22 protein-coding genes are annotated in these 25,481 nt (G+C 68.8%); 6 read left to right on the top strand and 16 right to left on the bottom strand.

What is annotated here, in order from left to right; genetic code table 11:
• The first annotated feature begins 61 nt into the window (after nt 1-61).
• Entirely contained in the window at nt 62-931 is an 870-nt protein-coding gene (locus ACQ143_RS10905; RefSeq protein WP_449570711.1) for an IniB N-terminal domain-containing protein, read from the top strand.
• 442 nt (nt 932-1,373) lie between these two features.
• Here ACQ143_RS10905 and ACQ143_RS10900 read toward each other — a convergent pair whose 3' ends face one another.
• The 3 genes from ACQ143_RS10900 to ACQ143_RS10890 form a co-directional block, all read right to left on the bottom strand.
• Nucleotides 1,374-2,969 carry a dynamin family protein gene (locus tag ACQ143_RS10900; protein WP_449570710.1) on the bottom strand — a complete coding sequence of 532 codons (1,596 nt, stop codon included), beginning with the start codon at nt 2,967-2,969 and terminating at the stop codon, nt 1,374-1,376.
• Complete coding sequence (locus tag ACQ143_RS10895) at nt 2,966-4,882, bottom strand: dynamin family protein (protein WP_449570709.1); 1,917 nt, start codon at nt 4,880-4,882, stop codon at nt 2,966-2,968. The genes ACQ143_RS10900 and ACQ143_RS10895 overlap by 4 nt, the downstream gene beginning before the upstream one ends.
• Before the next feature lie 155 nt (nt 4,883-5,037).
• The gene (locus ACQ143_RS10890; protein ID WP_449570708.1) at nt 5,038-6,438 is read right to left on the bottom strand and encodes a hypothetical protein; all 1,401 of its coding nucleotides are present in this window, start codon (nt 6,436-6,438) and stop codon (nt 5,038-5,040) included.
• 197 nt (nt 6,439-6,635) lie between these two features.
• Here ACQ143_RS10890 and ACQ143_RS10885 point away from each other — a divergent pair, with 197 nt between their 5' ends.
• Nucleotides 6,636-7,823 carry a THUMP-like domain-containing protein gene (locus ACQ143_RS10885; protein ID WP_449570707.1) on the top strand — a complete coding sequence of 396 codons (1,188 nt, stop codon included), beginning with the start codon at nt 6,636-6,638 and terminating at the stop codon, nt 7,821-7,823.
• Nucleotides 7,824-7,830: 7 nt separating this feature from the next.
• Here ACQ143_RS10885 and ACQ143_RS10880 read toward each other — a convergent pair whose 3' ends face one another.
• The 9 genes from ACQ143_RS10880 to ACQ143_RS10840 form a co-directional block, all read right to left on the bottom strand.
• Nucleotides 7,831-8,460 carry a hypothetical protein gene (locus ACQ143_RS10880; RefSeq protein ID WP_449570706.1) on the bottom strand — a complete coding sequence of 210 codons (630 nt, stop codon included), beginning with the start codon at nt 8,458-8,460 and terminating at the stop codon, nt 7,831-7,833.
• Nucleotides 8,457-9,509 carry a tRNA (adenosine(37)-N6)-threonylcarbamoyltransferase complex transferase subunit TsaD gene (tsaD, locus tag ACQ143_RS10875; protein WP_449570705.1) on the bottom strand — a complete coding sequence of 351 codons (1,053 nt, stop codon included), beginning with the start codon at nt 9,507-9,509 and terminating at the stop codon, nt 8,457-8,459. Before tsaD ends, ACQ143_RS10880 begins: the two co-directional genes overlap by 4 nt.
• Nucleotides 9,502-10,020, bottom strand: coding sequence for a ribosomal protein S18-alanine N-acetyltransferase (gene rimI, locus ACQ143_RS10870; protein WP_449570704.1), 519 nt, complete (start codon nt 10,018-10,020; stop codon nt 9,502-9,504). Before rimI ends, tsaD begins: the two co-directional genes overlap by 8 nt.
• The gene (gene tsaB / locus ACQ143_RS10865; RefSeq protein ID WP_449570703.1) at nt 10,017-10,685 is read right to left on the bottom strand and encodes a tRNA (adenosine(37)-N6)-threonylcarbamoyltransferase complex dimerization subunit type 1 TsaB; all 669 of its coding nucleotides are present in this window, start codon (nt 10,683-10,685) and stop codon (nt 10,017-10,019) included. Before tsaB ends, rimI begins: the two co-directional genes overlap by 4 nt.
• Nucleotides 10,686-10,720: 35 nt before the next feature.
• Nucleotides 10,721-11,224 carry a tRNA (adenosine(37)-N6)-threonylcarbamoyltransferase complex ATPase subunit type 1 TsaE gene (gene tsaE / locus ACQ143_RS10860; protein ID WP_449570702.1) on the bottom strand — a complete coding sequence of 168 codons (504 nt, stop codon included), beginning with the start codon at nt 11,222-11,224 and terminating at the stop codon, nt 10,721-10,723.
• 37 nt (nt 11,225-11,261) lie between these two features.
• Entirely contained in the window at nt 11,262-12,386 is a 1,125-nt protein-coding gene (alr, locus tag ACQ143_RS10855) for an alanine racemase (protein WP_449570701.1), read from the bottom strand.
• Complete coding sequence (locus ACQ143_RS10850) at nt 12,383-12,796, bottom strand: holo-ACP synthase (protein WP_449570700.1); 414 nt, start codon at nt 12,794-12,796, stop codon at nt 12,383-12,385. The genes alr and ACQ143_RS10850 overlap by 4 nt, the downstream gene beginning before the upstream one ends.
• 75 nt (nt 12,797-12,871) lie before the next feature.
• Nucleotides 12,872-13,357, bottom strand: coding sequence for an SRPBCC family protein (locus ACQ143_RS10845; RefSeq protein WP_449570699.1), 486 nt, complete (start codon nt 13,355-13,357; stop codon nt 12,872-12,874).
• Complete coding sequence (locus ACQ143_RS10840) at nt 13,354-13,707, bottom strand: ArsR/SmtB family transcription factor (RefSeq protein ID WP_449570698.1); 354 nt, start codon at nt 13,705-13,707, stop codon at nt 13,354-13,356. The genes ACQ143_RS10845 and ACQ143_RS10840 overlap by 4 nt, the downstream gene beginning before the upstream one ends.
• 306 nt (nt 13,708-14,013) lie before the next feature.
• On the opposite strand from ACQ143_RS10840, the gene ACQ143_RS10835 reads away from it, so the two are divergent.
• Entirely contained in the window at nt 14,014-15,288 is a 1,275-nt protein-coding gene (locus tag ACQ143_RS10835; RefSeq protein WP_449570697.1) for a class I adenylate-forming enzyme family protein, read from the top strand.
• Here ACQ143_RS10835 and glmS read toward each other — a convergent pair.
• Nucleotides 15,275-17,125 (bottom strand): glutamine--fructose-6-phosphate transaminase (isomerizing), encoded by a 1,851-nt coding sequence (glmS, locus tag ACQ143_RS10830; protein WP_449570696.1) that lies wholly within the window; start codon nt 17,123-17,125, stop codon nt 15,275-15,277. The two genes, ACQ143_RS10835 and glmS, sit on opposite strands and share 14 nt — an antisense overlap.
• Before the next feature lie 1,281 nt (nt 17,126-18,406).
• Here glmS and ACQ143_RS10825 point away from each other — a divergent pair.
• Complete coding sequence (locus ACQ143_RS10825; RefSeq protein ID WP_449570695.1) at nt 18,407-19,786, top strand: sugar transferase; 1,380 nt, start codon at nt 18,407-18,409, stop codon at nt 19,784-19,786.
• Nucleotides 19,787-19,857: 71 nt separating this feature from the next.
• The gene (locus ACQ143_RS10820; RefSeq protein ID WP_449570694.1) at nt 19,858-20,985 is read left to right on the top strand and encodes a glycosyltransferase; all 1,128 of its coding nucleotides are present in this window, start codon (nt 19,858-19,860) and stop codon (nt 20,983-20,985) included.
• On the opposite strand, the gene ACQ143_RS10815 is transcribed toward ACQ143_RS10820, so the two are convergent.
• Nucleotides 20,982-21,692: an arsenate reductase/protein-tyrosine-phosphatase family protein gene (locus tag ACQ143_RS10815; RefSeq protein ID WP_449570693.1), complete on the bottom strand. Its 711-nt coding sequence runs from the start codon at nt 21,690-21,692 to the stop codon at nt 20,982-20,984. The two genes, ACQ143_RS10820 and ACQ143_RS10815, sit on opposite strands and share 4 nt — an antisense overlap.
• Between ACQ143_RS10815 and ACQ143_RS10810 the strand changes: the two genes are divergently transcribed.
• Complete coding sequence (locus ACQ143_RS10810) at nt 21,669-22,859, top strand: glycosyltransferase family 4 protein (RefSeq protein WP_449570692.1); 1,191 nt, start codon at nt 21,669-21,671, stop codon at nt 22,857-22,859. The two genes, ACQ143_RS10815 and ACQ143_RS10810, sit on opposite strands and share 24 nt — an antisense overlap.
• On the opposite strand, the gene ACQ143_RS10805 is transcribed toward ACQ143_RS10810, so the two are convergent.
• Both ACQ143_RS10805 and ACQ143_RS10800 read right to left on the bottom strand, forming a co-directional pair.
• On the bottom strand, nt 22,841-24,202 hold the full coding sequence (locus tag ACQ143_RS10805; RefSeq protein ID WP_449570691.1) for a polysaccharide biosynthesis tyrosine autokinase: 1,362 nt from the start codon (nt 24,200-24,202) through the stop codon (nt 22,841-22,843). The genes ACQ143_RS10810 and ACQ143_RS10805 overlap by 19 nt on opposite strands.
• Entirely contained in the window at nt 24,199-25,479 is a 1,281-nt protein-coding gene (locus ACQ143_RS10800) for a hypothetical protein (RefSeq protein ID WP_449570690.1), read from the bottom strand. The genes ACQ143_RS10805 and ACQ143_RS10800 overlap by 4 nt, the downstream gene beginning before the upstream one ends.
• Between the last annotated feature and the right edge of the window lie 2 nt (nt 25,480-25,481).

Genomic DNA, 25,481 nt, shown 5'->3' with positions numbered 1-25,481 from the left:
GAACCCGTCCCGCCCGTACCCCGCAACCGGGGATGACCGCTTGCCACCACGAGGAGACACCATGAGCACCGTACTTTCGACCATGGCCAATGCCCTGATCGAGTTCATCCTGAGCCTGCTGCGCGACCCCGAGGCCGCCGAGGCGTTCGACCAGGAGCCCGAGGCGACGCTGGCCGACGCCGGGCTGAGTGACGTCTCGTACGACGACGTGTGCGCGGTCATGCCGCTGATCTACGACAATCCGCAGGTGATGCCGCGGCCGGATATCTCGCCGGCGTCGACGGTCGTGCCGACGCCGACGGTGCAGCCGGCCCCGGAGGTGATCCGTGAGCTGCGAGACATCGTGAACAACAACTCCTATGTGACCAACAACGCCACCGTGGTCGACCAGTCGGTGAACCAGAACATCTGGGCCGAAGGCGACGTCATGCAGCTGTTCGACAACGAGGCCGTCGTCGCCAGCGGCGAGGATTCGGTCGCGGCCGGCGGCTCGATCGTCGACGACCGCAGCCAGGACTCCTCGACGACGATCGTCGCCGGTGGGGATGCCGTGGTCGACAACGAGACCGACGTCTCCACGGTCGCCGGCTCGTACAACCAGGCGACCGACAACTCGACCACGACCGGCGGGGGCACCGCGGCGTCGACGCCGGCCGACGTGGTGGCGCCCGTGGACGGCGGCGGCGCGATCCCGGCATCCACCCCCGCCGCAGAGCCGGCCACCGCCCTCGCGTCCGTTCCCGCCTCGACGGAGCCGGCGGCCGCGCCGGTGGCGGAGCCGGCCGCCGCGCCTGTGGCCGAGACCGCCCCGGCCCCGGCGGCTGCCGCCGAGCCGCTCGTCGAGGCGATGAGCGACCCGTACGCCGAGCAGTCGTTCGACACCGCCGAGGACGAGACCTACGACGAGCCGCTCACCGACGATGACTACTGAGCCCTCACCCACCCACGGCGCGCTGCGCACCACGCGCGCGCAGCCGCCGCGTCCGGCCCTGACCACCACCAATCATGCGCCGGTGGTCGCCAAGGTGCCGCCGCCGTTCTCGGTGCGGCTGAGCGAGCTGTTCTGGATCCTCAGCCTCGCGGTGGGCGCGGTCGGCGTGGTCTACATGTTCATCATCCGCACCGACCAGACCGCGCACATCGCCGATCGGGTGCGAGGGGTGGATGCCGGGCGCGCCGACGAGACGATCGAGGCCACGGCCGACATCGTGTACTGGTCGCTGTTCGGCGTGCTGGTGGCGGTGGTGCTGCTGCAGGTGCTGTTCCTGGTGTCGTTCGCCAACCGGCGCGCCGGGGCGCGGTGGTGGCTGCTGGGCACCGTGCTGCTGCACGCGGTCGCGTTCGTCGCCGCGCGGGAGTTCAGCGGGGAGAGTTCAGCCGACCCGCTGCGGCTGATCCTGCTGATCCAGGGCGGCCTGGCCGTCGTCGGACTGCTGTGGAGCGTGCTGCCCGCCGCCCTGCGCTGGACCGCCCGGGGCATCGACGTCCGTCGCGGCCCCGAGGGCTTCAGCCCGGGCGGCGACCTCTGAGGCGATCCCCTCGAGCGATCGGACGACGTCGCCGCAGACGCGCGCGGTGGCCCGCGAGGCCAACGGCGATTCGGCGCGCTCGCGCCACCGTGCCACCAGTTCGTCGATGCGCAGCCGCACCGACTCGGGGCGCTCGTCGGTGCCCAGCCCCAGGCGTGCGGGCACGTCGACGCCGCCGGCGCCCAGGATGTGCTCGGCTTCGGCGGCGGCGTCCGGGTCGAGTCCCAGCCCCTCGGTGCGCGAGCGGGCGAGCAGGTCGAGTTCGCGCAGTTCGTGCGAGGAGGCGAGCAGCCGCTCGACCTCCCCGGCGAGGTCGACGCCGCCTGACGGGGCGCGGTCGGCCACCAGCGCCTGCAGGCCCGCGGCGACGGCACGCACCTTGAGGGCGGCCTGACGGGCGCGGAACTGCTGGCGCACGAAGGCGCGCAGCTCGTCCAGCCCGCTCTGCTGCACGAGCCGCTCCGACAGGTGCTGGGCCGAGCCGGTGCCGCCGCGGATGAGGGCGGCGGCCAGCCGGATGCCGGAGATGCCGAACCGCTCCAGGAGCGCCTGGCGGGTGTCCGTGTCGAGCACCTCGGCTTCGAGGAAGCGGTCGACCGACAGCAGCATCCGCTCCCGCCGGGACCGTTCGAGGGCGGCGAGCGTGTGCAGCGCCGCGAACTCCCGCTCGCGCAGGGTGCGGGCGCTCTCGGCCAGCAGGCCGGCCACCGGCAGCACACTCAGCGCGAGCGAGCGCAGCTGCGGGTGCTCACGGTACCTTTCGGCGATCTTGCGGGCCGAGAGCATGGCGTCCAGTCGGCCGGCCCCCACCTCGTCGGCACGGGAGAGCACGGCGACGGCGTTCACGGCGTGGGCGGTGCCGGCGGCGGTGTCGCGGAAAGCTTCGAGGAAGGCGAAGTCGGAGGTGTGCAGGTGCCGCATCAGGTAGACGATCGCGTCGGCATCGGACGGCGAACGGTCGTCGGGCGTCAGGAAGGTGCGGGTGCGCACCGAGACCCGGTCGGTGACCGATTCGATGCCGGGGGTGTCGATCAGCACGGTCGAGCGCAGGCTCACCGACGGCCAGCGCACGTCGAGGTGGTCGATCTCGTCGGCGTCGGTGTCGCCCAGGTCGAATACGAGACGGCCGTCGGTGCGGTGCAGGGCGAGCCGATGCCGCGTGCCGTCGTGGCGCAGCGCGGTCACTTCGGGGGTGTCGCCGTAGCGGTACCAGGTGACCGCCCGCGTGCACTCCCCGGCGTCGGTGGGCGCGATGCGCTCGCCGATGAGCGCGTTCAGCAACGTGGATTTGCCGGCTTTGACCATGCCGGCGATGCCCAGGCGCAGCGGGTCGCGCAGCCGCCGGCGCCAGGCGTCGACACGTGCGGTCGCGTCGGGGTCGTCGCGGTACGCCGCGCCCGCGGCATCCACGAGTCGGGTCGCCTCATCGAGCAGGGTCACGGCGACACCGCCGGGCTGAGTGCGGAACCGGAACCGCTACGGTTGCCCGCGGCGGCTCCGATGGCCGCGACGGCGACCGGGACCTCGGCCTCGAGCGCGGGCACCGCCTCCCGCAGGGCCTGCAGCGCCTGCACCCGCCGCTGCAGGTACTCGATGCGCCTCTCCCGATCCTTGGAGTACGCGCCGGCCGACTGCCGGGCCGCGTCGGCGGCCGCCGTCAGCGAGCGGTAGATCTCGTCGGCGCGAGCGCCGAAGTGGTCGCGCGTGGCGCGCTGCACGGCGCGCAGGCGGTCCCGCAGCTGCTTGTGCACCTGGAAGGCGACCTCGTCGATGTAGCGGCGCACGAGGTTCTTCGCCTCGCCCTGGCGCCGGCTGAGGCGGGCCTGCTTGTCCTCCCGGTAGGCGCGCCGGCCCACGAGCACCCCGGCCAGCAGCGACAGCGGGTTGAGCATCGACATGCCCAGCACGCTCGTGGCCAGGCCCACCATGAGCACGCCGCCGTACGACCCGCGCACGCCGATGTAGAGCTTCTCGGCGGCCGACAGGGTGCGGGCATCCATGCTGGAGATCTCATCGACCGGGTCGAGCACGCCCGTCACATCGCTCACGTCGATGTCGGGGATGTCGTCCTCGCCCTCGAGGAACTGCTCGGCGACATCCTGCGCCAGCCACTGCTGCCGCTCGTTGGTCCACACGAATGTGTCGGTGACCGCTTCGCCCACCCGCTCGTCGAGCCAGGCGGCGAACTCGTCCCAGATGGGCCCGGGATCGCCTTCGTCGATGGCCGCCTCGGCCTGGCGCTGCACCCGCCGCAACCGGTCGCGCAGGTCGTGCTCGGTGTCGGCGATGAGGTCGGCGATGCCGTCGGTGAGCGTCGTCTGCCACCGCGAGGACCGGCTGCGGAAGTCCTCGGCCCGCTGTTTGGCGATCTCGAGCTGGTGGATCAGCTCGGGTGTCTGCTCGGGATGCTGCAGCGCATGTAGCTCGGACTGCGCGGCCATCGCCAGCTGGTCGGCCACGGAGGCCAGGTCGGCCGATGCGGCCCGGCGCTGCAGCTGGTCGGCGCGGCCGACGACCTGGGTGCGCAGGTGGTGCACCAGCGCGGGGAAGCCCGACTCGTCGTTGAGCTCGCGGTCCTGCTCGGCGGCGGCCGTCAGCCGCAGGTCGCTGGAGACGGGGAAGACGGGCACCGGGCCGATCTCGGCGAGGTGGCCGCGGTCGAGTTCGGTGATCTGCCGCCACTGCGGGTAGACGTCGGTCTTGGAGATGACCGCCGACACGTGCGGCGAGATGCGCAGCGCCTGACTCAGCAGCCGCAGCTCCGGCGCCGTGTACTCCTGCGAGGCGTCGGACACCAGCAGCATCGCGTGCGCGCCCGCCAGCGCCGACAGCGTCGACAGCGCCCGGAACGCGGCGATGTCGGACACCCCGGGCGAGTCGACGAGGCGCAGCCCCGGCTTGAGGATCTCCCGCGGCAGCATCACCTCGGCACCCACGACCGTCTCCCCGTCGTAGACGGCCGGATCGGCGGTGACGTGGTCGGCCAGCTCGTCGAGCCCGATCGCGTGCCGGCGCACTCCGGCATCCGGAGCCGACCGTGTCAGCAGTGCGGCCGACGGCGTCTCGCCGTAACCGACCACGGTCGCCACGCGCGTGGCGATGTCGTCGTCGATCGGACAGGCCGGCGCGCCGACCAGCGCGTTGATCAGCTTGCTCTTGCCCTGCTTGTACTCGCCGACCACCAGCACGCGCACGTACGGATCCTGCAGGCGCGCCCGCGTATGCAGAAGCCGCTCGCTCAGATCGTCGCGGCCGACCGCGTCGCTCATCGCCGTGAGCTGGTCGACCAGTCGCAGCAGCTGCTCGGTCGTCGGTGCCGACGTGTCGGCCGCATCCCCCATGGGCTCGTTCATCGATGACTCAATCCCCTTGCGCCCCCGCGCAAGCCCCCCATCTGGCAAGGTAACCTCTTCGCGCCCCCGGCTCAAGGGTCCGTCCGGACGCACAGCACGACGCCCCGGGAGCGGAAGGCCCCCGGGGCGCCGGTGCTGCGTGGTGCGGTGATCTCCTACATCCCCAGGTCGAGATCGGCGTCCACGTCGACATCGACGGCGGTGGCCCCGTCGTCCACGATGTCGTTCCCCAGTCCCACGTTCGACGACCAGATGTCGGTCGAGCTGTCGGTCCACGACTGGTCGTTGTCCAGGGTGGGCGAGAACTCTTCGTTGAACGAGTTGTTGAAGGCGTCCGAGATCGTCGTGTTGATGCTCTCGTCCACGCTGTCGTCGATCGCCGTGTTGCTGGTCCACTCCGAGGTGAACGAGTCGGTGATGTTCGAGTGCAGCGAGTTGTCGGTCATCGACTCGTCGACCGCCGAGTTGTGCGACGCGATGGTCGTCTCGATGTTGGTGGTGTTGCCGATGAAGGCGTCACCGCCGGTGAGGTAGTTCACCGAGTTGTCGACCGAGTTGTCCCACGTGATGTCGTCTCCGGCCGCGTTCGAGTTCGATCCCGTCGACGCGACGACCGACGATGCCGACCCCAGCGCGACGTCGCCGCCGGCGTTGATGTTGGCGTTGATCGACTGGTCGAGGACGGTGTAGTTGTTGTTCACCGTGCCCGCGGCAGCCGCAGCGCCCGCGGCGCCGCCGCCCCCGATCATGTTCCCGTAGTCACGGAGGCCGGCGTTGACCGAGTTGTCGTTGGCCGAGTCCTTGATCGAGTTGTCCTGGTCGTAGTCCAGGTGCTGGTTGTACGAACCGACGTTGCCCGAGTCGTTGGTCGAGTTGTCGGAGTTGTTCGCCCAGCCGTTGACCGAGTGGTCGGAGTTGTCGGAGTTGTTGGCGATGCCGTTGACCGAGTTGTCGGTCGAGTTGTCGCTGTTGTCCGAGTTGTCCGAATTGTCGCTGTTGTCCGAGTTGTCCGAGTTGTCGCTGTTGTCGCTGTTGTCCGAGTTGTCGCTGTTGTCGGAGTTGTCCGAGTTGTCGGAGTTGTCCGAGTTGTTCGCGAACCCGTTCACCGAGTTGTCGGTGTCGTCGTCGGTGGAGTTGTCCGAGTTGTCGGAGTTGTTCCCCCAGCCGATGCCGATGACGTCGTCGTCGGTCGAGTTGTCCGAGTTGTCCGAGTTGTCGGAGTTGTCCGAGTTGTCGGAGTTGTCCGAGTTGTCGCTGTTGTCCGAGTTGTCGCTGTTGTCGGAGTTGTCGGTCGAGTTGTCCGAGTTGTCGGAGTTGTCCGAGTTGTCGGAGTTGTTGCCCCACCCGACGCCCAGCGTGTCGTCATCGGTCGAGTTGTCGGTCGAGTTGTCCGAGTTGTCGGAGTTGTTCGCGAACCCGTTCACCGAGTTGTCCGTGTCGTCGTCGGTCGAGTTGTCGGTGTTCGTCGAGTTGTTGTTCCCCAGATCGAGATCTGCGTCGACGTCCACACCCACATTGGTCTCGTCGACGTCGCTGAGGAAGTTGCCGTCAGCCATTGTCCGTTCCTCTCATTGAGCGCCCCCCGGCGCCGGTTGATCCGAGTCTGCGCCGACGGCGACATCCCGGCATCCGTGACCATCCCCCTGTCCACCCACCCCGCCCCGGGTACGGTAGGGGATCGCCACCGGGGGTATGGGGGATCGCCCCTTCGCGACGGGCGAGGGGCGTGGCGGCCGCGGCATAGGCTGGCTCGATGGACATCACCGAGCTGCAGGCCCTGCTCACCCCCGACGGGCTGCGGCTGCTGGACGCGGTCGGTGAGGTCGATTCGACCGATCGGGTCGCCGCGCTGGTCTCACGCCTGCGCCGCGAGGGCCACTCCCCCGACCTGGTGTCGGCCGTGGTGGGTCAGGCGCGACTGCGCACTCGCGCGCGCACGAAGTTCGACACGTTCGCCGACCGCATGCTGTTCACCCGCGCGGGGCTCGAGCAGGCCACCCGTCTGGGGGTGGCCGCCCGGCACGCCGCCCGGTTCCGCGACGCCGGCGCGACCCGCGTGGCCGACCTGGGCTGCGGCATCGGCGGCGACGCGCTGGGTCTGGCGGCCCTGGGCCTGGAAGTGGTGGCCGTGGATGCCGACGAGGTGACCGCCGCGCTGGCCGCGTACAACCTCGCGCCGTTCGGCGACGCGGTGACCGTGCGCCACGGCCGCGCGGAAGACACCGACCTCGACGGCGTCGACGCGGTGTGGCTCGACCCCGCCCGCCGCACCGCCGGACACAGCGAGACGACCCGCACCGGCGCCGACGACTGGTCGCCGTCGCTGGAATGGGCGTTCGCCTTGGCCGAGAGGATGCCGGTGGGCATGAAGCTCGGGCCGGCGTTCGACCGCGCGCGCATCCCGGCCGGCGTCGAGGCGCAGTGGATCAGCGTGGACGGCTCGACGATCGAACTCGTCGTGTGGTCCGGCGCACTCGCCCGTGCGGGCGTGGCACGTTCGGCGCTGGTGATCCGCGGGGACGCAGCCGCCGAGCTGACGGCACCGGCCGACAGCGCGGACGAGCCGGTGCGGCCGTTGGGTGCGTTCGTGCATGAGCCCGAGGGGGCCGTCATCCGGGCCCGTCTGATCGGCGAGGTCGCCCGCACCCTGGATGCCGGGATGCTCGCCGGCGGCATCGCCTACCTCACCGGGGATGCCGCCGTCACCAGCCCGTTCGTCCAGACGTTCCGGGTGCGCGAGGTGATGCCGTTGAAGGTCCCCACGATCAACAGCGCCCTGGCGGTGGGGCAGATCGGGACGCTCGAGATCAAGAAGCGGGGCGTGGACATCGACCCGGCGCAGTTCCGCCGCAAGCTGCGGCTGCGGGGTGATGCGTCGGCGACGCTGATCCTCACGAAGGTCGACGGCAAGCGGGTCGCGATCCTCGCCGATCGGGTGTAGCGACGCGTCAGCCGACGATCGGGATCCGCGTCCAGGCCCACCAGAGCCATCCGGCGCTGTAGATCAGCGACAGCACGGCCAGGCACAGCGCCCACACGGCGACGCCGGTCGATTCCCAGGGGCGTCGCAGAGCGAGGATCGCGAGCACGACCGCCACCAGCCCGATGACGAAACCCCAGCCCACCAGCAGCGAGACGCACAGGCCGATGATCGCCAGGCCCAGTGCCCACCCCGCGCTGCGCGGCATCGGCGCCGGTGTCGGCGCCCACCGCACCTCGGGTTCGGGCTGCACGGTCTCAGCGGTCGGCACCGGCTCGGTCAGCGGGCGCTTGAAGCCGCCGCGGTGCTCACCCGGGAGGGCCGATGAGTCCGCCGCCCGGTCGACGTCGTCCGAGACGGACGCGACCGCGCTCACCGGACTGACCGGCGCGACCGGGTCGCCGGATGCCGGAGGCTCGGCCGCGTCTGCCGGGCGTGCGGGTTCTTCCGGCACCGCCGGCGCCGCGGGTTCCGCCGGGGCCGCGGGTTCAGCCGCCGTTGCCGGGCCGGCCGCCGCCGGTTCGGACGTCGCCGGGGCTGCCGGCTCGACCGGTTCGTCGTTGCCGCCGGGCCGTGCCCCGGCATCCTTCTCGCTCACGCCGCGGCCACCTGGATCTCGGTGACCGGCAGGGTCGAATCCGCGCCGAACGCGAGCGTCGAGGGCTGCCGTCCCGATTGGATGAGCTCGGCGGCCAGCCCCGCGATCATGGCGCCGTTGTCGGTGCACAGCGACAGGGGCGGGATGCGCACGGCCACGCCGGCCGCCGCGGCGCGCTCGAGCGCGACCTCGCGCAGGCGCCGGTTGGCGATGACGCCGCCGCCCAGCAGCAGCCGCGGCACGTCGTGCCGCTTGCAGGCGTCAAGCGCCTTCGTGACGAGCACGTCGACGACCGCCTCGCGGAACGACGCGGCGACATCGGGCACCGACACCGTCTCACCGGCCGCGGTGGCCTGCTCGACCCAGCGCGCGACGGCGGTCTTCAGTCCCGAGAACGAGAAGTCGTACCGGTGCTCGGCCATGTCAGACGCGCGCGACAGACCACGCGGGAAGCGGATCGCGTTCGGGTCGCCGGTGGCGGCGGCCTTGTCGATCTCCGGGCCGCCGGGATAGGGCAGGCCGAGGATGCGCGCGATCTTGTCGAAGGCCTCGCCGGCGGCGTCGTCCATGGTCTCGCCCAGCATCTCGACGTCGTCAACGAGGTCGCGCACGAGCAGCAGCGAGGTGTGACCGCCCGAGACCAGCAGGGCGACGGTCGGATACTCGACCTCTTCGCCGGTGAGCAGGTCCGCGGCGATGTGGCCGACCAGGTGGTTGACCGCATACAGCGGCTTGTCGAGGCTCACGGCGAGCGCCTTCGCGGCGCCGATGCCGACCATGAGCGCCCCGGCCAGACCCGGCCCGCTCGTCACCGCCACCGCATCCAGGTCGCTCAGGGCGATGCCCGCTTCGGCGACGGCGGATTCGATGGCGGGCTGCAGCGCTTCGAGGTGTGCGCGGGCGGCGACCTCGGGCACGACGCCGCCGTAGCGCGCGTGCTCGGCCATGCTCGAGGCGATGGTGTTGCTCAGCAAGGTGCGGCCGCGCACGATGCCGATGCCGGTCTCGTCGCAGCTGGTCTCGATGCCGAGCACCAGAGGTTCACTCATCAGCGGCTCCCGTCGCGTCGGCGGCGCTCTGCCCCGCGGCATCCGGGCGCCGCGCCGCGGCCCACCCGACGAGGTCGAGCTTCATGACCACGGCGTCGACATCCTCGGGCTGGTAGTAGCGGGGGCGGCGCGCGATCTCCGCGAACCCCTCCGAGAGGTACAGCGCCATGGCGACCGGATTGTCGGCGCGCACCTCGAGGAACACCTCGCGCGCCCCGCGCTCGCGCGCCGTGGTCAGCAGCTCGGTCAGCAGCGCGCGCCCACGCCCCGTGCCCCGGGCGGCTTCGGCGATCGCGATGGTCTGGATGTCGGCATCCGCCCCGCCGGAGACCGCACGCACGCCGCCGTATCCGCGCAGCTGCCCGTCTTCGACGTCGACGACGTAGCGGCCGTGCGGCGAGGCCACTTCGGCGGCCATCATCGCCTCGCTCCACGCGTCGGCGGGGAAGCTCGCGCGTTCGAGTTCCATGATCGCCGGCAGATCGGATGCCGCGGCCGTGCGCAGCGTCATGCTCCCACCCGCTTGGGTGCGCCCGGCATGGTCACGTCGGGGGCGCGCAGGTACAGCGGTTCGGCGGGCCCGTCGAGGCGCCCGGCGGCGAGGGCGCGGGCGCCGAGCACGGCGACCATCGCCGCGGAGATCGTCGATACCTCGCGGCGCTCGGCGCCGAGTTCGGCCAGGCGCTCATCCAGCTCGGTGCGTAGGATGTGCGACGGCTCGGTGCGGCGGACCGGCAGCCCGTCGGCGTCGAGGCCGTCGTAGACCGTGTAGGCGAATTCGCGGCGGCGCGCGTCGGTCACCACGCCGAACGGCGGCAGGTCGGCGAACGGGTCGGCCAGCAGGATCGCGAGTGCGGCCGCGTCGTGGCTGACGACCGGCACGACCGGCACGCCCCGACCGAGCGCGAACGCCCGCGCGGCGGAGATCCCCACCCGCAATCCGGTGAACGGCCCCGGGCCCATGCCGGCGGCCACGGCGGTGATCTCGACTGGGGTGGATGCCGCGGTCGCGCCGACCGGTCCATAGGCGGCGTCAGCGAGCGCGGCCTGCAGCAGATCGCCGATCACCTCGGCGTGGCCGAGCGGATTGGCGCTGGCCCGTTCGGCGTACACGACACCATCGCGGTCGGTGACGGCGACGGCCGTGCCGAGGGAGGTGTCGATGCCGAGGATCACAGCATCCAGGGTAGTCGCGCCCCGCCCGCGAACCCTCACCCGTGGCGGGTGACGGTGACCTTGCGGGGCGCGTTGTCCTCCATCTCGCGAGCGGCCGGGCCGGAGGTGCCGCAGGCGTTGTCGACGCCGGTGCCGCTCCACTCGCGCTCGAGCTCGACCTCCCACCACCGGTCGACGAGCCCGTCGACCATGCCGCGTCCCCATTCGACGATGGTGACCGCGTTGTCGTAATCCAGACCCAGGTCGTCGAGCTCTGCGGGCGAACCGAGCCGATAGGCGTCGACGTGCACGAGCGGCGGCCCGTCGGACAGCGACGGATGGGTGCGGGCGATCACGAACGTGGGGCTCTGCACCGGTCCGCGCACATCCAGCGCGTCGGCGATGCCGCGGGTGAGCGTCGTCTTGCCGGCGCCCAGCGGGCCGGTGAGCACCACGAGGTCCCCGGCGCGCAGGGCACCGCCGAGCTCGCGTCCGAACGCCTCCATGTCGGACGGCGACGAGACCTCGCGCACGCCGATGAAGTCATCCAGCCCGGTCATCGCGCTCTCCTCCCGGTGCAGCCGCGCGGCATCCCCCTCACGGGGCCACCTGCCGCCGCGGCACGCGCGGTCCGATGCGCGTGACGATCTCGTAGTTGATCGAGCCCGACGCGTCGCCCCACTCGTCGGCCGAGGGGACGCCCAGGGTCGGGTCGCCGAACAGCACGGCCTCGTCGCCGACCGCCACCGGCAGGTCGCCGACGTCGACGACGAACTGGTCCATCGCGATGCGTCCGGCGACGGTGAAGCGGCGGCCGCCGATCACCACAGGGCCGGCACCGGATGCCGCGCGGGGCACACCGTCGGCGTACCCGAGCGCCACGAGCGCGAGGGTGGATTCGGCGGCGGTGCGGTGCGCGTAGCCGTATGAGACGCCGTGACCGGCCGGCACGCGGCGCACCGCGGCCACGGCGGCGCGCAGGGTCATGGCGGGGCGCAGGCCGAGGTCGGCGCTGGACCGGTCCTCGAACGGTGAGAGCCCGTAGATGCCCAGGCCGATGCGCACGCAGCCGAAGCGCGACTCGGGCAGGTCGATAGCGGCGTGGGTGGCGGCGATGTGTCGCAGTGGCGGCGCGATGCCCTGCTGCGCCGCAGCGGCGAGCGCCACCTGGAACCGCGACACGGCGGTGCGGTCGTCGTCGACGCTGGCATTGGACAGGTGGCTGAAGATGCCGAGGATGCGCACTCTGCCGAGGCGTTCGAGCCGCGCCGCCTCGGCGAACACGAGCCCGTAGTCGGCCGGGGCGATGCCGTTGCGGGCCAAGCCCGTCTCGACCTTGAGGTGGATGGTGACCGGCTGGTCGCGGGATGCCGCCGCGGCGGCGGCCAGCAGCTGGTCCATGCTCGAAATGCCCAGTTCGATGCCGTGCGCGGCGGCCTCCGCGAACGAGGTGCCCGGGGCGTGGAGCCAGGCCAGCACGGGGGCGTCGATGCCGGCGCGGCGCAACGCGATCCCCTCGGCGATGTCGGCCACCGCCAGGCGGGTGGCGCCGCCGGCGAGCGCGGCGACCGCCGACCGGACGGCCCCGTGGCCGTACCCGTCGGCCTTGACGACGGCGATGACCTCGGCGTCGGTGAGACGGCGCAGGTGGCGGACGTTGGCGGTGATGGCTCCGGTGTCGATGAGTGCCTCGCGCAGCGTGCCCTCCGGCATCCGGGTCATGCAGCACCCTCGTCCCGCGTGGCGATGTCGCCGGCGCCGCGCCCGGTGCCCGCATCCGCGCCGTTCTCGGCCACGACATACGCCGCCGCCATTCCGGCGTCGTGGGTGAGGGAGAGGTGCACGACGGTGATGCCGCGCCCGGCGACCGTCGACGCGGTCTGGCCGGACAGCGCGAACACCGGGCGTCCGGACGGTTCGGAGGCGACTTCGATCTCGGTCCAGTGCACTCCGTCGGAGCCGCCGAGCGCCTTGATGAGCGCCTCCTTGGCCGCGTAGCGGGCGGCGAGCGAATGCGGCTTGAGCCCGCGCTCGCCCGGCGCGAAGAGCCGCTCGACCAGTCGCGGCGTGCGTTCGAGCGAGCGTTCGAACCGCGGAATGTCGACGAGGTCGACGCCGATGCCGATGATCATGCGCCTCGCCTCCCTGCCGCGCACGGGAACCGCGGCATCCGCAAGCCTAATCCCCGTGCGGGCTGCGGGCCGGGCTCAGAGCGCGTCGAACCGCGCCCGATAGTCCGGCTTCAGCTCGGCGAACCGCGCCTGCCAGGCGTCCTCCCCGCCGGGCTGCCCGCCGGCGATCAGCACCCCGAGGCGCTCGAGGTACGTCTGCCATCCGGCCCCGTAGAAGATCGATTGGATGCCGGCGTGCTCCAGCACCAGGCGCGTGCCGCCGGGTGCGGACTCGAGCCGCACCACGAGTTCGGTCGGCTCCTCCCCCGTCGCGTGCCAGGTCGTGGTGAAGGTGTGGGGAGGCTCGCACGCCGTGACGGTGCCGGTCCCCCAGACCCCGTCGTCGTCGCTGGAGACCTGCCACGTGCCGCCCAGGCGCAGGTCTCCCGTGTAGTCCGCCATCCATCGCGCGAGCCGGTCGCGACGGGTCACGGCGTCCCACAGGTCGTCGATGTCGGTCGCGTAGAGCTCGTCGTAGACGAGCCGGTAGCGGTCGCCGCGCTTCTCGATGAGAGGGTTCATGATGCGTCCTTGCGTCGGAGGGTGGATGCCGCCGCGCGCCGTCCGCGGGCGATCTCGGTGTGCAGTGCGTCGAGGCGCTGGGCCACCGGGGCGCGCAGTCGCTCGAGGGCGGTCTCGGCGGCGTCGAGCCCGGCCCGGTCGACGCTGTAGAGGCGGCGGGTGCCGTCGGCGCGCACGGTGGCGAAGCCCGCGTCGCGGAGTACCTTCAAGTGCTGCGAGACGGCGGGCTGTGAGATGCCGAACTCGGCCCGCACGAGATCGGTCAGCTGACCGGCCGGCTGCTCGCCCAGGCCGAGCAGCTCGACCAGCCGGCGCCGGACCGGGTCGGCGAGAACCTCGAACACGTGCATGACCGCACTATATAAGTTGGTACTTATATACGCAACGCCCCCGCCCAGCGGACCCCTTTCCCCCGGCGCCACACTGTGCGATACTCGCCCGCAAGTCAGAACCCTTGGGGGCGCCGGGTGCCGGCGACGGCACCGTGACGCAGCAACCGGCCGACGCGGGAATCGGCCGGGAGTTCTGGCGATGGGGACCGCGGACTGGGGAGCCCGCGGTGGAGCATGGGGGACGTTCATGGGGGAACGCATCGCTGACGCCGCACGCCGTCGCGCCCGAGCGCGCACCGCACCACCGATCACGGAGGTGGCGCCATGACGATCGCGCTGCCGACCATCGCCGACGAGCATGCCGACGACGACCTCATCCGGGGGCGGGTGGCGGCCGGTCACGGCGCCGAGGCCGCCGAATGGAACGTCGCGGGGTTCCTCGCCGGTTCCGGGCACGACACCGCCGCGGCGTGGATCGAGGGGCACCGTCTTTTCTCATACGCACAGGTGCGCGCCGGTGCCGCCGTCATCGCCGGCGAGCTGCGCCGGAACGGCGTGACAGCCGGCGACCCGGTCGCGCTCTTCGCACGCAACGGCTTCTTCTGGATCGCCGCGTACCTGGCGATCCTGAGCGCCGGGATGGTCGCCGTCCCGCTGTCGGCGACGCACACACCGGCCGAGGCGTGGCGGCGTGCACAGTCGGTGGGGTGTCGCGCCGCCGCGGTGGGCGCGGGCCTGCACTGGCCGACCGACCTGTCGCCGACGCCGACGGTGACCGAGACCGCGCTCCCGTCCGGGTGGGAGGCCGGCCGGGCGGCCCGGCTCGCCACGACCCCGGTGCGAGCAGCCGCCGACGCGGTGTACCTGTTCACCTCGACCAGCCCGGCGCGGGCCGTGCGCATCACGCACGGCAACGTCCGAGCCAACACGCAGTCGATCCTCGACGGGGTCTATCTCGAGAGCCCGGACCGCACGCTCGTCGTGGTGCCGTTCAGCAACGCGTTCGGCGCCTCGCTGCTGCACACGCACCTGCGCATCGGCGCCTCGCTCGTCCACCACGGCTCGGCCACGGTGCCCGAGACGATCGTCGATGCGCTGGAGCGGTTCAACTGCACCGAGTTCGCGGGGTCGGCGACGGCGTTCACGGCGCTGGTGCGCAACAGCTCGTTCACGTGGCGACGACTGCCCCAGCTGCGGCTGCTGCAGCACTCCGACGGGAGCCTGGAGCCGGTCATCCATGACGAGCTGCGCCGGGCGCACCCGTCCGCGCGGCTGTTCACCACCTACGGCCGGCCCGAAGCGACCGCCCGCCTGTCGTGTCTCAGCGCCGACGCGCGCGGCAGCCGTGCGGGCTCGGTGGGACGCGGGCTGCCCGGCGTGCGCCTGCGGGTCGTGGATGCCGGGGGCGCAGACGTGGACGTCGGGCGTGTCGGCGAGATCTGGGCGAGCGGCGGCAACATCTCGCCCGGGTATCTCAACGACGACGTCGCGACCGCCCGCACCCTGCCGGGCGGCATCCTGCGCACCGGCGACTACGCCACGATCGACGAGGACGGGTACATCTACCCCGTCGCCGGACCGCCTCCTACTCGACCGTGACCGACTTGGCCAGGTTGCGCGGCTGATCCACGTCGAGGCCCTTCGCGGTGGCAAGACCCATCGCGAAGATGTGCAGCGGCACGACGGCCAGCAGCGGCTCGAACAGCGGCGCGGCCAGCGGGATGCGCAGCACCTCGTCGGCGAACGGCAGCACCGCGGCGTCACCCTCTTCGGCGATGGCGATCACCCGGGCGCCGCGTGCGCGGATCTCCTGGATGTTCGAGACGACCTTCTTGTGCAGCTCGGCCGACTGGCTCGGCGACGGCACGATCACGAAGACCGGCTGCCCGGGCTCGATCAGCGCGATCGGCCCGTGCTTGAGCTCGCCGGCGGCGAAGCCCTCGGCGTGGATGTACGAGATCTCCTTGAGCTTGAGGGCACCCTCGAGCGCGATCGGGTAGCCGACATGGCGGCCGAGGAACAGCACCGACTGGGTGTCGGCCATCCAGTGCGCGAACTGCTCGATATGGGCCTGCTCGCTCTCGAGCACCCGCGCGATCTTGTCGGGCACCGCCTCCAGCTCGGCGACCTGCGCGGCCGACTGCGCCGGCGAGAGCACACCGCGGACGCGGCCCACGTGCAGGGCGAGCAGGTACAGCGCGGTGATCTGCGCGACGAACGCCTTCGTCGAGGCGACGGCGACTTCGGGGCCGGCGTGCGTGTAGACGATGGCATCCGATTCGCGGGGGATCGTCGCGCCCTGCGTGTTGCAGATCGACAGCGTCTTGGCCCCGTGCTCGCGGGCGTACTTCACCGCCATGAGCGTGTCCATCGTCTCACCCGACTGCGAGATCGAGACGACGAGGGTGTCGGGGCCGATGACCGGGTCGCGGTAGCGGAACTCGTGGGCGAGCTCCACGTCGACGGGCACGCGGGTCCACTGCTCGAGCGCGTACTTGCCGGTCTGCCCGGCGTAGGCGGCGGTGCCGCACGCGATGATCACGATGCGCGAGATGCCGGCGAACAGGCCGTCGAGTCCGTCGAGCTCGGGGATGACGACCTCGCCGTCACGGACGCGCCCACGGATGGTGTTGGCGACGGCCTCGGGCTCCTCGGAGACCTCCTTGGCCATGAACGAGGGCCAGCCGCCCTTCTCCGCCGCGGCGGCGTCCCAGTGCACCTCGAAGGGCTCGACCGCGACCGGGTCGCCGGCGAAGTCCGTGACCTCCACGCCGCTCGGGGTGATCGCCACGATCTCGTCCTGGCCGATGGCGAGCGCGCTGCGGGTGTGCTCGACGAAGGCGGCGACGTCGGAGCCGAGGAAGTTCTCCCCCTCACCCAGGCCGATCACCAGCGGCGAGTTGCGACGCGCGCCCACGACCAGGCCGGGGTGGTCGCGGTGCATCGCCAGCAGCGTGTAGGCGCCTTCGAGGCGCTGCACGACGGTGCGGAAAGCGGCGACGAGGTCACCGGATGCCGCGTACTCGCGTCCCAGCAGCACGGCGGCCACCTCGGTGTCGGTCTCGCTGCGGAATGTGAACCCCTGCTCGGTCAGCTCCGCCTTGAGCTCGGCGAAGTTCTCGATGATGCCGTTGTGGATGACGGCGAGCTTGTCATCGTCGGCCAGGTGCGGGTGGGCGTTCGCATCGGTCGGACCGCCGTGCGTGGCCCAACGCGTGTGTCCGATGCCGGTCGTCCCGTCCGGCATCGGATGGGCGGCCAGGTCGTCGCGCAGCACCTGCAGCTTGCCGGCGCGCTTGCGCATGCCGAGCCCGCCGTCACCGTCGATGACGGCGATGCCCGCGGAGTCATAGCCGCGATATTCCAGGCGCGCGAGCCCCGAGAGCAGGATGGCCTGGCTGTCACGCGGGCCCACGTATCCGACGATTCCACACATGAGGTCAATCGTAAGGCGCGGCATTTGCACGCCGTCCTGACAAAACCGGTCCGACCGCGCGGATCGCGAGCCGTCGGGCGTCGGCCAAGCGGCGCTCGAAAGAGAGGCGGGCCCTCTGGAGGAGCCGTTGGGGACGGTCGACTCGAGAGGGCCCTATCCACGCGTCCTCGAAGGACCGTTGGGGACGGTGAAGCTCCGAACGCCGCTTGGGGGGCAGCTGGGACTCTGCGCGGACACCGCCGATTTTACCCGCACGCACTGGGAAATCGCCCGCAGCAACGCGCCGCGGGTGGCTTCGGCACACGACGATCTTCCATTCCTGAGGAGCGTATGCCATACTCGTGCCAGGTCAGCCGCCACCAGGCGGCGAGAATGCCGAGGGGTCGGCGTTCTCGAACAGATCCGGGTCGATGTGGGAAGTCCATCCGGGAGCTGACCGTTGGGGGCGGACTTGTTCCGCTTGGGGGAACGCGGGCATGGTCCCGCTCATTGGGGAAATTGGGGACACGTTCATGGGGAGACGATTAACGGCGCCCTGGCACATCACGCCGGCGCTGGTTCGATTGACGCACCAGAGGCACCGCAGCGTGTCGATGCTTGCGACACCCTTGGACGACGTGGTCGATGGCCACCTTGCCGGACCGCTTGCTGAGCAGCAGGCGTGGGGGCGAGGCTCGATGCGCGCATTCGCATTGCGACCTGTCGATCACGACACGGCTGTGCCGAGCAGTAGTTCTAGCTCACACGGCCCCCTGACGGGTTCCGTCCGTTCACGCACATTCCTCCGTGGAGCGCACGGACGATCGGCCACACAGTGGCTGCCGTCAGGCCGATCAGGTCGAGTGCCTGCTCTGCGGAGCGCGCACTCGACCTGATCGCGCCCCCGTCATGCCCGACCCGACGGCGATGTCTTCTCCCCCGCATCGCGAGCTGGGCCCACCGAACACACCGGGGGGCGTGTTCATCGGGCTCACACCGGGTCGGGCATGGCGGGCGCGTAATTCACCGTGCTCTGTGCACGTCGGAGCACGGCAGCACGGCAGCACTGAACCGCAGATGACAGATAGGTAACGCAAATCGCTGGGGGCGCAGGATGCGGACACAAATATTCGCGTGTGGGGGCGAACTGTGAGCGTGATCGATGAGGTCGCACAGACCTTTCACAGGCCCAGGTTGGGCGCGTTGGCACCGACCCGTCGTGACGCAAACGCTGCCCCGCGTGTGGAGAGAAGGAGCGCGAACCGGGCCCAGTGGGAGCGGCGGTTCCGCTTACGACTGCAGATGCATGACACCGCAATCGTCGGCCTCGCCTGCCTGCTGGCTTCTCTGGCATCGTTGCCCGTGAGCGCGCCGCAGTTCCCCGCCGGCGACGCATGGTTGTGGCTTCAAATTCCACTGAGCACCATCGTGCTGTGGGTGCTCACGCTGAGCCTGTTCAACTCCCGGGAGCCGGCAATCATGGGCAGTGGCCCAGTGGAGTATGCACGGGTTGTCCACGCGACGGGCTTCGCCTTCGGTGTCCTCGCGATCCTCGGCGCGATATTCGAGTGGCCCGGAATCCGGCCTCAACTCCTGTATGCGCTACCGGTCGGCCTGGTCGCACTGGTCGCGTCCCGGTGGATCTTGCGGCGCTGGCTGATCGCGCAACGCTCCGTCGGTCGCTATACATCGCGCACGGTGGTGGTCGGGATGCGTGACGATGTCGAGTACGCGATCCGTACGCTCGGGAGCGAGGGCAGGCTCGGATACAACATCGTCGGCACCGTGATTCTCGATGAGGTTCGGGACAGGATCCGTGTGGACGAACACGTTTACCCAGTTGTGCGCGGCGCTGACGCGGGTCCCCGGGCAGCAAGTGTGCTCGGTGCGGACACGATCATTGTCGCGGGCCAACCGAGTGGCGACCCGAATTACGTCAAACGTCTTGCATGGGAGCTCGAGGAGACGGCGGCTGAGTTGGTGTTGTCGAGTCGAATCGCGGATGTAGCGGGCCCGCGCATGTCCCTACGCCCAGTCGAAGGCCTTCCCCTGATTCATGTGCGAATACCGACTTTCGATGGAGGCGTTCACTTCGTCAAGCGAGCATTGGACATTCTGGTTTCGTTGTTCGCCGTTGTCCTATTCGCACCCATCGCAGCTATCGTCGCGGTGGCGATCAAGTGGGACTCACCTGGCCCAGTATTTTTCCATCAATCAAGGGTGGGCCGCGACGGGAAAGAGTTCAAGATGCTCAAATTCCGCTCGATGACCGTTGGAGCTGAAACGCAGCAAGAAGCATTGCTGACCGCGAACGAAGGAGCGGGCCCCCTGTTCAAGTTGAGGGACGATCCACGAGTGACCCGGGTGGGGCAGTTTCTTCGGAGGTACTCGCTCGATGAGTTGCCCCAGTTCTGGAATGTACTGAAGGGCGAGATGAGCGTCGTGGGTCCTCGACCGCCTTTGCCAAGTGAAGTCGCGTCTTACCAAGGGCCAGTGTCCCGTCGACTGTACATAAAGCCCGGCATCACAGGGCCTTGGCAAGTTGGAGGCCGCAGTGATCTCACGTGGGAGGAAAGCGTGCGCCTCGACTTGCGGTACGTAGAGAACTGGTCCGTTCTCAGTGACATCGTCCTGATGTGGCGCACTGCGAAAGTGATGATCACAGCTCAGGGGGCGTATTGATTACCGCAGGCTCGGCGCACGCGGACGCGTCCGCACCCTCGGTAAGGCCAGCGCAGACCCTATCGATTGCAATGATGGGCACGCGCGGTGTGCCGGCTGCCTACGGTGGGTTTGAGACTGCGGTAGAGGAAGTAGGCCGCAGGCTGGTCGCGCATGGCCATCGGGTGACCGTGTATACGCGCGGTCCAGAGCAGGGGACCCGAGACTATCTCGGCATGCGCATCATTAATCTCCCGTCGTTGCCAGTCAAGCAACTTGAGACTTTGAGTCACACCGGCCTGTCCTCCTTGCATGCGATGCTCTTCGATCGGCCGGACGCGGCATTTGTGTTCAATGCGGCGAACTCCCCATTCGTACCGATGCTACGTGCCCGCGGCATCCCCACAGCACTACATATGGATGGACTTGAATGGAAGCGTGCGAAGTGGGGCGCGCGCGGAAAGGCCTACTATCGGTGGGCCGAGCAGTTCGGGGTGCGGTCCGCGGATGCGCTCATCGCTGATGCACCCGGTATCGCCGAGTACTACCGCAGCGAGTTCGGCGTGCCTACTGAACTCATCCGCTACGGCGCTCCCCTTCTCGACGACGCGCCGACGAATGCGATCGCAGAATATGGGCTCAGTCCCGGTGCATACCACCTCGTTGTCGCGCGCTTCGAGCCCGAGAACCACGTCCTCGAGATAGTCGAGGGGTACCACTCAAGCCCGGCCAGCCTGCCATTGGTCGTCGTAGGTTCAGCTCCGTACGCAGCTGGGTACACACGGCGCATCAGATCAATCGCTGATGCCGACCCGCGCATCCGGTTGGTCGGAGCGATCTATGATCAAGAGCTGCTCGATGCACTCTACTTTCACGCGCATACCTACGTGCACGGCCACTCCGTCGGCGGCACAAACCCGTCCCTGCTGCGTGCGATGGGCGCGGCGACAGCCGTGATCGCCTTCGACGTCGGCTTCAATCGTGAGACGCTTGGCGGCCAAGGATGGTTCTTCGCCGATCCCGCGGGGGTGGCGTCCCAGATCATGACGGCCGAATCGAACCCTGACGTTGTTGCACGAATCGCGTCGCAGATCCGCGAACGAGCTACTCGTGAATTCCGCTGGGATGGCGTCGCCGAGGCGTACAAACGTCTGGCGTACAGAATTGCCGGGGGTGAATCGATCCACGAATCGGCGCGCAAAGTACGTCGACGCGCTTAACCCTCTCGACCAAGTTCGAGGCCAGCAACGAGCCGTTGCTCCAACGCTCTTACGAGCTGCCGCGTCGAGGCAAGTGTTCTGCGATGACGCAATGCGTGGGAAGAGTGGACATCAGGAATGTCGAGCGGGTGCACTCCGCGGAACCAGAACCGATTGGACTTCGCTACCGGAAGCACTCCCTTCCCACGATGGCTATCAAGTTCGCTGCTCAGCTCCGAGAGGCTTGCGCCGGACCACGTAGGAGTGCGTGATAGGGCCAACGCCTCTCGCAGAGTGAACGTGCGGCTGCGGGCTGAGGGTAGTATTCGAGCAATCGCGGCTCGTTCCGCAAGAGAGGCGGTAATGACAAGCTCATGGGACTCGAGCACCTCAACCGTCACCGGCTGGGGGCGCCGGATCTCGACCGTGTCGACGAGCTTTTCCTCATTCCGGAACGCCCACGAAACCTCTGAGCACACATCATGAGCATTTCCGACATGAGTTCCTGCGCTGGCGACGCGCCACACACCGGATCGCGCGGACGCGTCAACCAGTCTTCGAAATTCGAACTCCATCATCGGCGAACGACAAACGTTCGCGGTGCATACAAAGAGAATGCTGTGTCCCACGGCCCTCGCTCCCCTGAATTCCAGCCTATCCCGTACTGCGCGCCTGCCAGCCAGCCCACTGAACCCGAGACTTGAATGGACCGATACATGGTTGAGCATCGCCTGCCCTCGCATCCGACCTACGTGGTGGCTCATCCGGGCAGTGAGCTCTTCGGGTCCGACCGTATGATGCTGGAGAGCGTCCGGGGGATGACGGATGCAGGCGCACGAGTGATCGTGGTGCTCCCGGAGGACGGCCCGCTGGTTCAGCTTCTTACGGACGCCGGCGCGGAAGTCGTCCGACTCCCTATGCTCGTCCTGCGCAAGGCACTCGTAGCGCCGAGTGGATGGCCCATTCTTGTTAGCCGAGCGTTCCAAGGAACTCGCGCAGCGTGGCGGCTGCTGCGAAGAGTGCGTCCGGCCACGCTGTATGTCAGCACGATTACAATCCCACAGTGGCCGCTCATTGCTCGGCTCCTCCGGTTGCGGACGGTTAGTCATGTTCACGAGGCGGAAGCCTCGGCCTCCCGCTTACTCAACCGTCTTCTCTATCTTCCGCTCCTCGCATCTACGACAGTTCTCGTAAACAGCGAGTTCAGCCTAGAGACGATCCGTGTTGCACTGCCGAGGCTTGCACGGCGCGCCCGAGTCATATACAACGGCGTGGCCGGGCCGACCACTGTCTCCGCTCCGCGCTCAGACGTGGAGGAGTTGCGCGTCCTATACGTGGGACGACTTTCGCCCCGTAAAGGTGTGGACGATCTCGTGCGGGCCATCTCGATCCTTGTCGAACGGGGTCGAAAAGTGCGCCTCTCGGTACTCGGTTCGGCCTTTACAGGGTACGAGTGGTATGAGCAGGAACTACGGACGCTAGCCGGGAAGGTGCCCGCTGCCATCGACTTCCTCGGGTTTCGCTCCGATGTCTGGTCCGTGCTCGCGGAGCACGACGTATTAGTCGTTCCCAGCCGCCTCGACGAACCGTTCGGCAATACGGCCGTCGAGGGGATACTCGCACATCGTCCCGTCGTCGCAAGCGACACGAGCGGTCTGCGAGAGGCCGCGGGAGGCTACCCGACCACACGCCTGGTCTCCCCCGGCTCGCCTCATGCGCTGGCGGATGCACTCCAAGAAATCCATGAACGATGGACAACAATCTTGCCGCTTCTCACCAATAGCGCCGAATCCGCGGCCCGACGCCATTCACTCACGATGTATCGAACAACGGTGCTAGCTGCTGTGGGCAGCGGTGCAGGCCAGCCCCAGTCCGACTATTCTTCAGACGCGTAGTAGTAGCTGTCGCGACGAGACTGCGCAACGTTGTTCAGCACGAAGCCAGCAACGTTCGCACCGACAGCCTCGAGCGCGGAGATTGAGCGCTCGACCTGCGCCTTGCTTGTCTTGCGCGCGTTCACGACCGCGACCATCGTATCGACGTACTGTGAGATGACTGTCGCGTCCGAGACCGACAGGACGGGCGCAGTATCGACCACGACAAGGTCGTAGTCGGATCGGAGTGCCTCAATGAGTAGCCGCATCCGATTCGATGCAAGAAGCTCTGCGGGGTTGGGGGCATTCTCGCCGGCCGTCAAGACATCAAGGTTATCGGCGCTATGGATGAGGGCTTCTTCGACTCCGACCGATTCCACCAGCACAGACGTGATGCCCACGGCGTTCTCCAACCCCAGCACTGTCGCCACCATCGGCCGACGCAGGTCAGCGTCGATCAGCAGCACTCGGTGCCCGGATTCGACGTAAGCGAGCGCGAGATTTATGGCGGTCGTCGTCTTCCCCTCGCCTGCGACTGACGACGTTACAGCGATGGCTCCGATCGGATGTTCCACCGCTGAGAACTTCAGCGCAGAACGCAACTGACGGTACGCCTCCGCGGCAAACCCGTTTGGTCTCAAGGTCATGACCGGGCCGGTATGCTTGCGATTCTGACGCGGGACGGCGCTGAGCACGGGAATCTCTGTGACTTCGGCTAGCGCCGCGCGGGAGCGAACGCGCGTGTCAAGGAGCGCGAGAACGGTCAAGCCAAAAGCTGCTGCGAGCCCGCCGATCAACACCCCGACGATAGCGTTCTGTGGCTTGTCAGGCGAGGACTGGAAGGATGCGGGGACGCCTGGGTCGATGACGCGAGCTACGACCGTCGACGCGCCCGCACCGTCCTTGGGCGCGATGTCGTAGACGACATCCGTCAGGTTCTCGGCGATCGAGTTGGCGACGAGAGCCGCAACATCGTTGCTGGCAGAGGCAGCGGTGATCTCGAGCACGACCGTATTCTGCGGAATTCCGACCTTGGTCATGCGACGCAGTTCACTGTTAGTGAGCTCAACGCCTTCCTCGGAGAGATCATCTCGGACACTGTCCAGGACCTCAGCGGACCGCACGAGCTGAGCGAACGACAACATCTGGTTCTGCGTGTAAGCCGATCCCTGATTGATATCCGATCCACTGGAGGCAGTCCTCATCGAGAAGTAGATGGACGCCGTCGAATGGTAAATCGGTGTAAGCGTTGAACTGTACCCATAAGCCAGTAACCCGCCCACCAGGCCCGCAACGATGATCACCCACCAGTACTGCAGGAACGCAGAAGCGAGCCTGGTCGTTGCTGTCTGCGTATGACTCACTTTGCCCCCAGCACCCCGTGCCGCACCAAGGCTGGCAACCTGTCGCGATCGGGGCTGCTCCTGCGGCTGGCGTCCAGACTATAGGAGGTGACCGCCAACCCTGCGACGAACCAGAGCAGCTGTGAGTACTGCGTGATAAGCGCGACCGTCGCCAGCGCGGGGATCTGACTCACGATCGCGACCGCGGCGGGGCTTCCGCGACCGGTGACCACGACCCACACGCAGATCAGCAGCATCACGATGAAGATGATGAGCGGAAGAAGTCCATGCCTCAGTCCCGTCAGGATGAGCGCGCTGTCGATCGACCTGAAGCTTCCGAAGTAGTCCTCCCCGGTGGGCGAGACCCGGCGAGCATCCGAGACACCGAGGACGTTCATCTCCCGCACGAGCGGGAGGAGGTCAGCTCGATAGTCCGCGCTCCCCGCCGCTTCGTCACCTGCGTCATCGAACACGACCGTGATGAACGGGATCGCGGCGAGCATCGCCACGGCGGACAGACCGAGCATCGCCAGACGCTGACCCGCCCGGATGTAGCGGCCGAGGAACGCGATCGACAGCGATACGACGAGCAGCAAGCCCACGAGACCGATCCGGCTGAGCGTCATCACGATAGCGGTGCCGACGACGGTGAGGGCACCGGCCTTCCACCACCACCGCCAGCGGGTCGCCAGGACGAACGCGCTGGCGATCGCGAGACTCGACCCCAGCGAGATCGAGTGTCCGAACGCCCCTTCGGCGCGAAGGAGTCCGCCTCGGTACTGCAGATTCGTCCACATCGCGCCGGCGACACCCGGGAGCTGGACGAACAGGTTGGCTCCGCTGATGAACTCCACGATGGCCAGGGACGCTGCCGCGACGGCGCCGATCGAGACGCACGAAGCGACGAAGTCCGATCCGACGCGGGCTAGGGCTATGCGGCCCCAGATGTAGGGGATGAACCACGACACGAGCGTGTACTGCACATGCCCCCAGACTCCGCCGAACGCCAACCCGACGAACAATGTCACGAACGCAGCCGAGACAAGAGTGTCGATGATCGACCAGCGCAATCGGGCGCCCGGCCAACAGCTGACGATCGCGACGATCGTGACCAGATCAAGAAGGGTCAGGGCGATGCCCTGTACCGAGAAGTTGACGTAGACGGGTGTGAGGAAGAGCGCGACAGCCCAGGCGACCATCGCCCATCTGGCATTCGACCGGAAGATGAGCCACAGAGCGAGGCCGACGTTCGCGCCGATGACGAGGATCGCCAAGAGACGAAGCGGGTCGCTCCCCATGG

The organism is Microbacterium pollutisoli (genome assembly GCF_053586795.1).
The sequence above is the reverse complement of the archived record's forward strand: the minus strand, read 5'-3'. Positions and strand labels throughout refer to the sequence as shown.

Coding starts and splice junctions, on each gene's coding strand:
- ACQ143_RS10905 (WP_449570711.1), top strand. CDS start 62: ATGAGCACCGTACTTTCGACCATGGCCAATGCCCTGATCGAGTTCATC.
- ACQ143_RS10895 (WP_449570709.1), bottom strand. CDS start 4,882: ATGAACGAGCCCATGGGGGATGCGGCCGACACGTCGGCACCGACGACC.
- ACQ143_RS10890 (WP_449570708.1), bottom strand. CDS start 6,438: ATGGCTGACGGCAACTTCCTCAGCGACGTCGACGAGACCAATGTGGGT.
- ACQ143_RS10885 (WP_449570707.1), top strand. CDS start 6,636: ATGGACATCACCGAGCTGCAGGCCCTGCTCACCCCCGACGGGCTGCGG.
- tsaD (WP_449570705.1), bottom strand. CDS start 9,509: ATGAGTGAACCTCTGGTGCTCGGCATCGAGACCAGCTGCGACGAGACC.
- rimI (WP_449570704.1), bottom strand. CDS start 10,020: ATGACGCTGCGCACGGCCGCGGCATCCGATCTGCCGGCGATCATGGAA.
- tsaE (WP_449570702.1), bottom strand. CDS start 11,224: ATGACCGGGCTGGATGACTTCATCGGCGTGCGCGAGGTCTCGTCGCCG.
- alr (WP_449570701.1), bottom strand. CDS start 12,386: ATGACCCGGATGCCGGAGGGCACGCTGCGCGAGGCACTCATCGACACC.
- ACQ143_RS10850 (WP_449570700.1), bottom strand. CDS start 12,796: ATGATCATCGGCATCGGCGTCGACCTCGTCGACATTCCGCGGTTCGAA.
- ACQ143_RS10845 (WP_449570699.1), bottom strand. CDS start 13,357: ATGAACCCTCTCATCGAGAAGCGCGGCGACCGCTACCGGCTCGTCTAC.
- ACQ143_RS10840 (WP_449570698.1), bottom strand. CDS start 13,707: ATGCACGTGTTCGAGGTTCTCGCCGACCCGGTCCGGCGCCGGCTGGTC.
- ACQ143_RS10835 (WP_449570697.1), top strand. CDS start 14,014: ATGACGATCGCGCTGCCGACCATCGCCGACGAGCATGCCGACGACGAC.
- glmS (WP_449570696.1), bottom strand. CDS start 17,125: ATGTGTGGAATCGTCGGATACGTGGGCCCGCGTGACAGCCAGGCCATC.
- ACQ143_RS10825 (WP_449570695.1), top strand. CDS start 18,407: ATGCATGACACCGCAATCGTCGGCCTCGCCTGCCTGCTGGCTTCTCTG.
- ACQ143_RS10820 (WP_449570694.1), top strand. CDS start 19,858: ATGATGGGCACGCGCGGTGTGCCGGCTGCCTACGGTGGGTTTGAGACT.
- ACQ143_RS10810 (WP_449570692.1), top strand. CDS start 21,669: ATGGACCGATACATGGTTGAGCATCGCCTGCCCTCGCATCCGACCTAC.
- ACQ143_RS10815 (WP_449570693.1), bottom strand. CDS start 21,692: ATGCTCAACCATGTATCGGTCCATTCAAGTCTCGGGTTCAGTGGGCTG.
- ACQ143_RS10800 (WP_449570690.1), bottom strand. CDS start 25,479: ATGGGGAGCGACCCGCTTCGTCTCTTGGCGATCCTCGTCATCGGCGCG.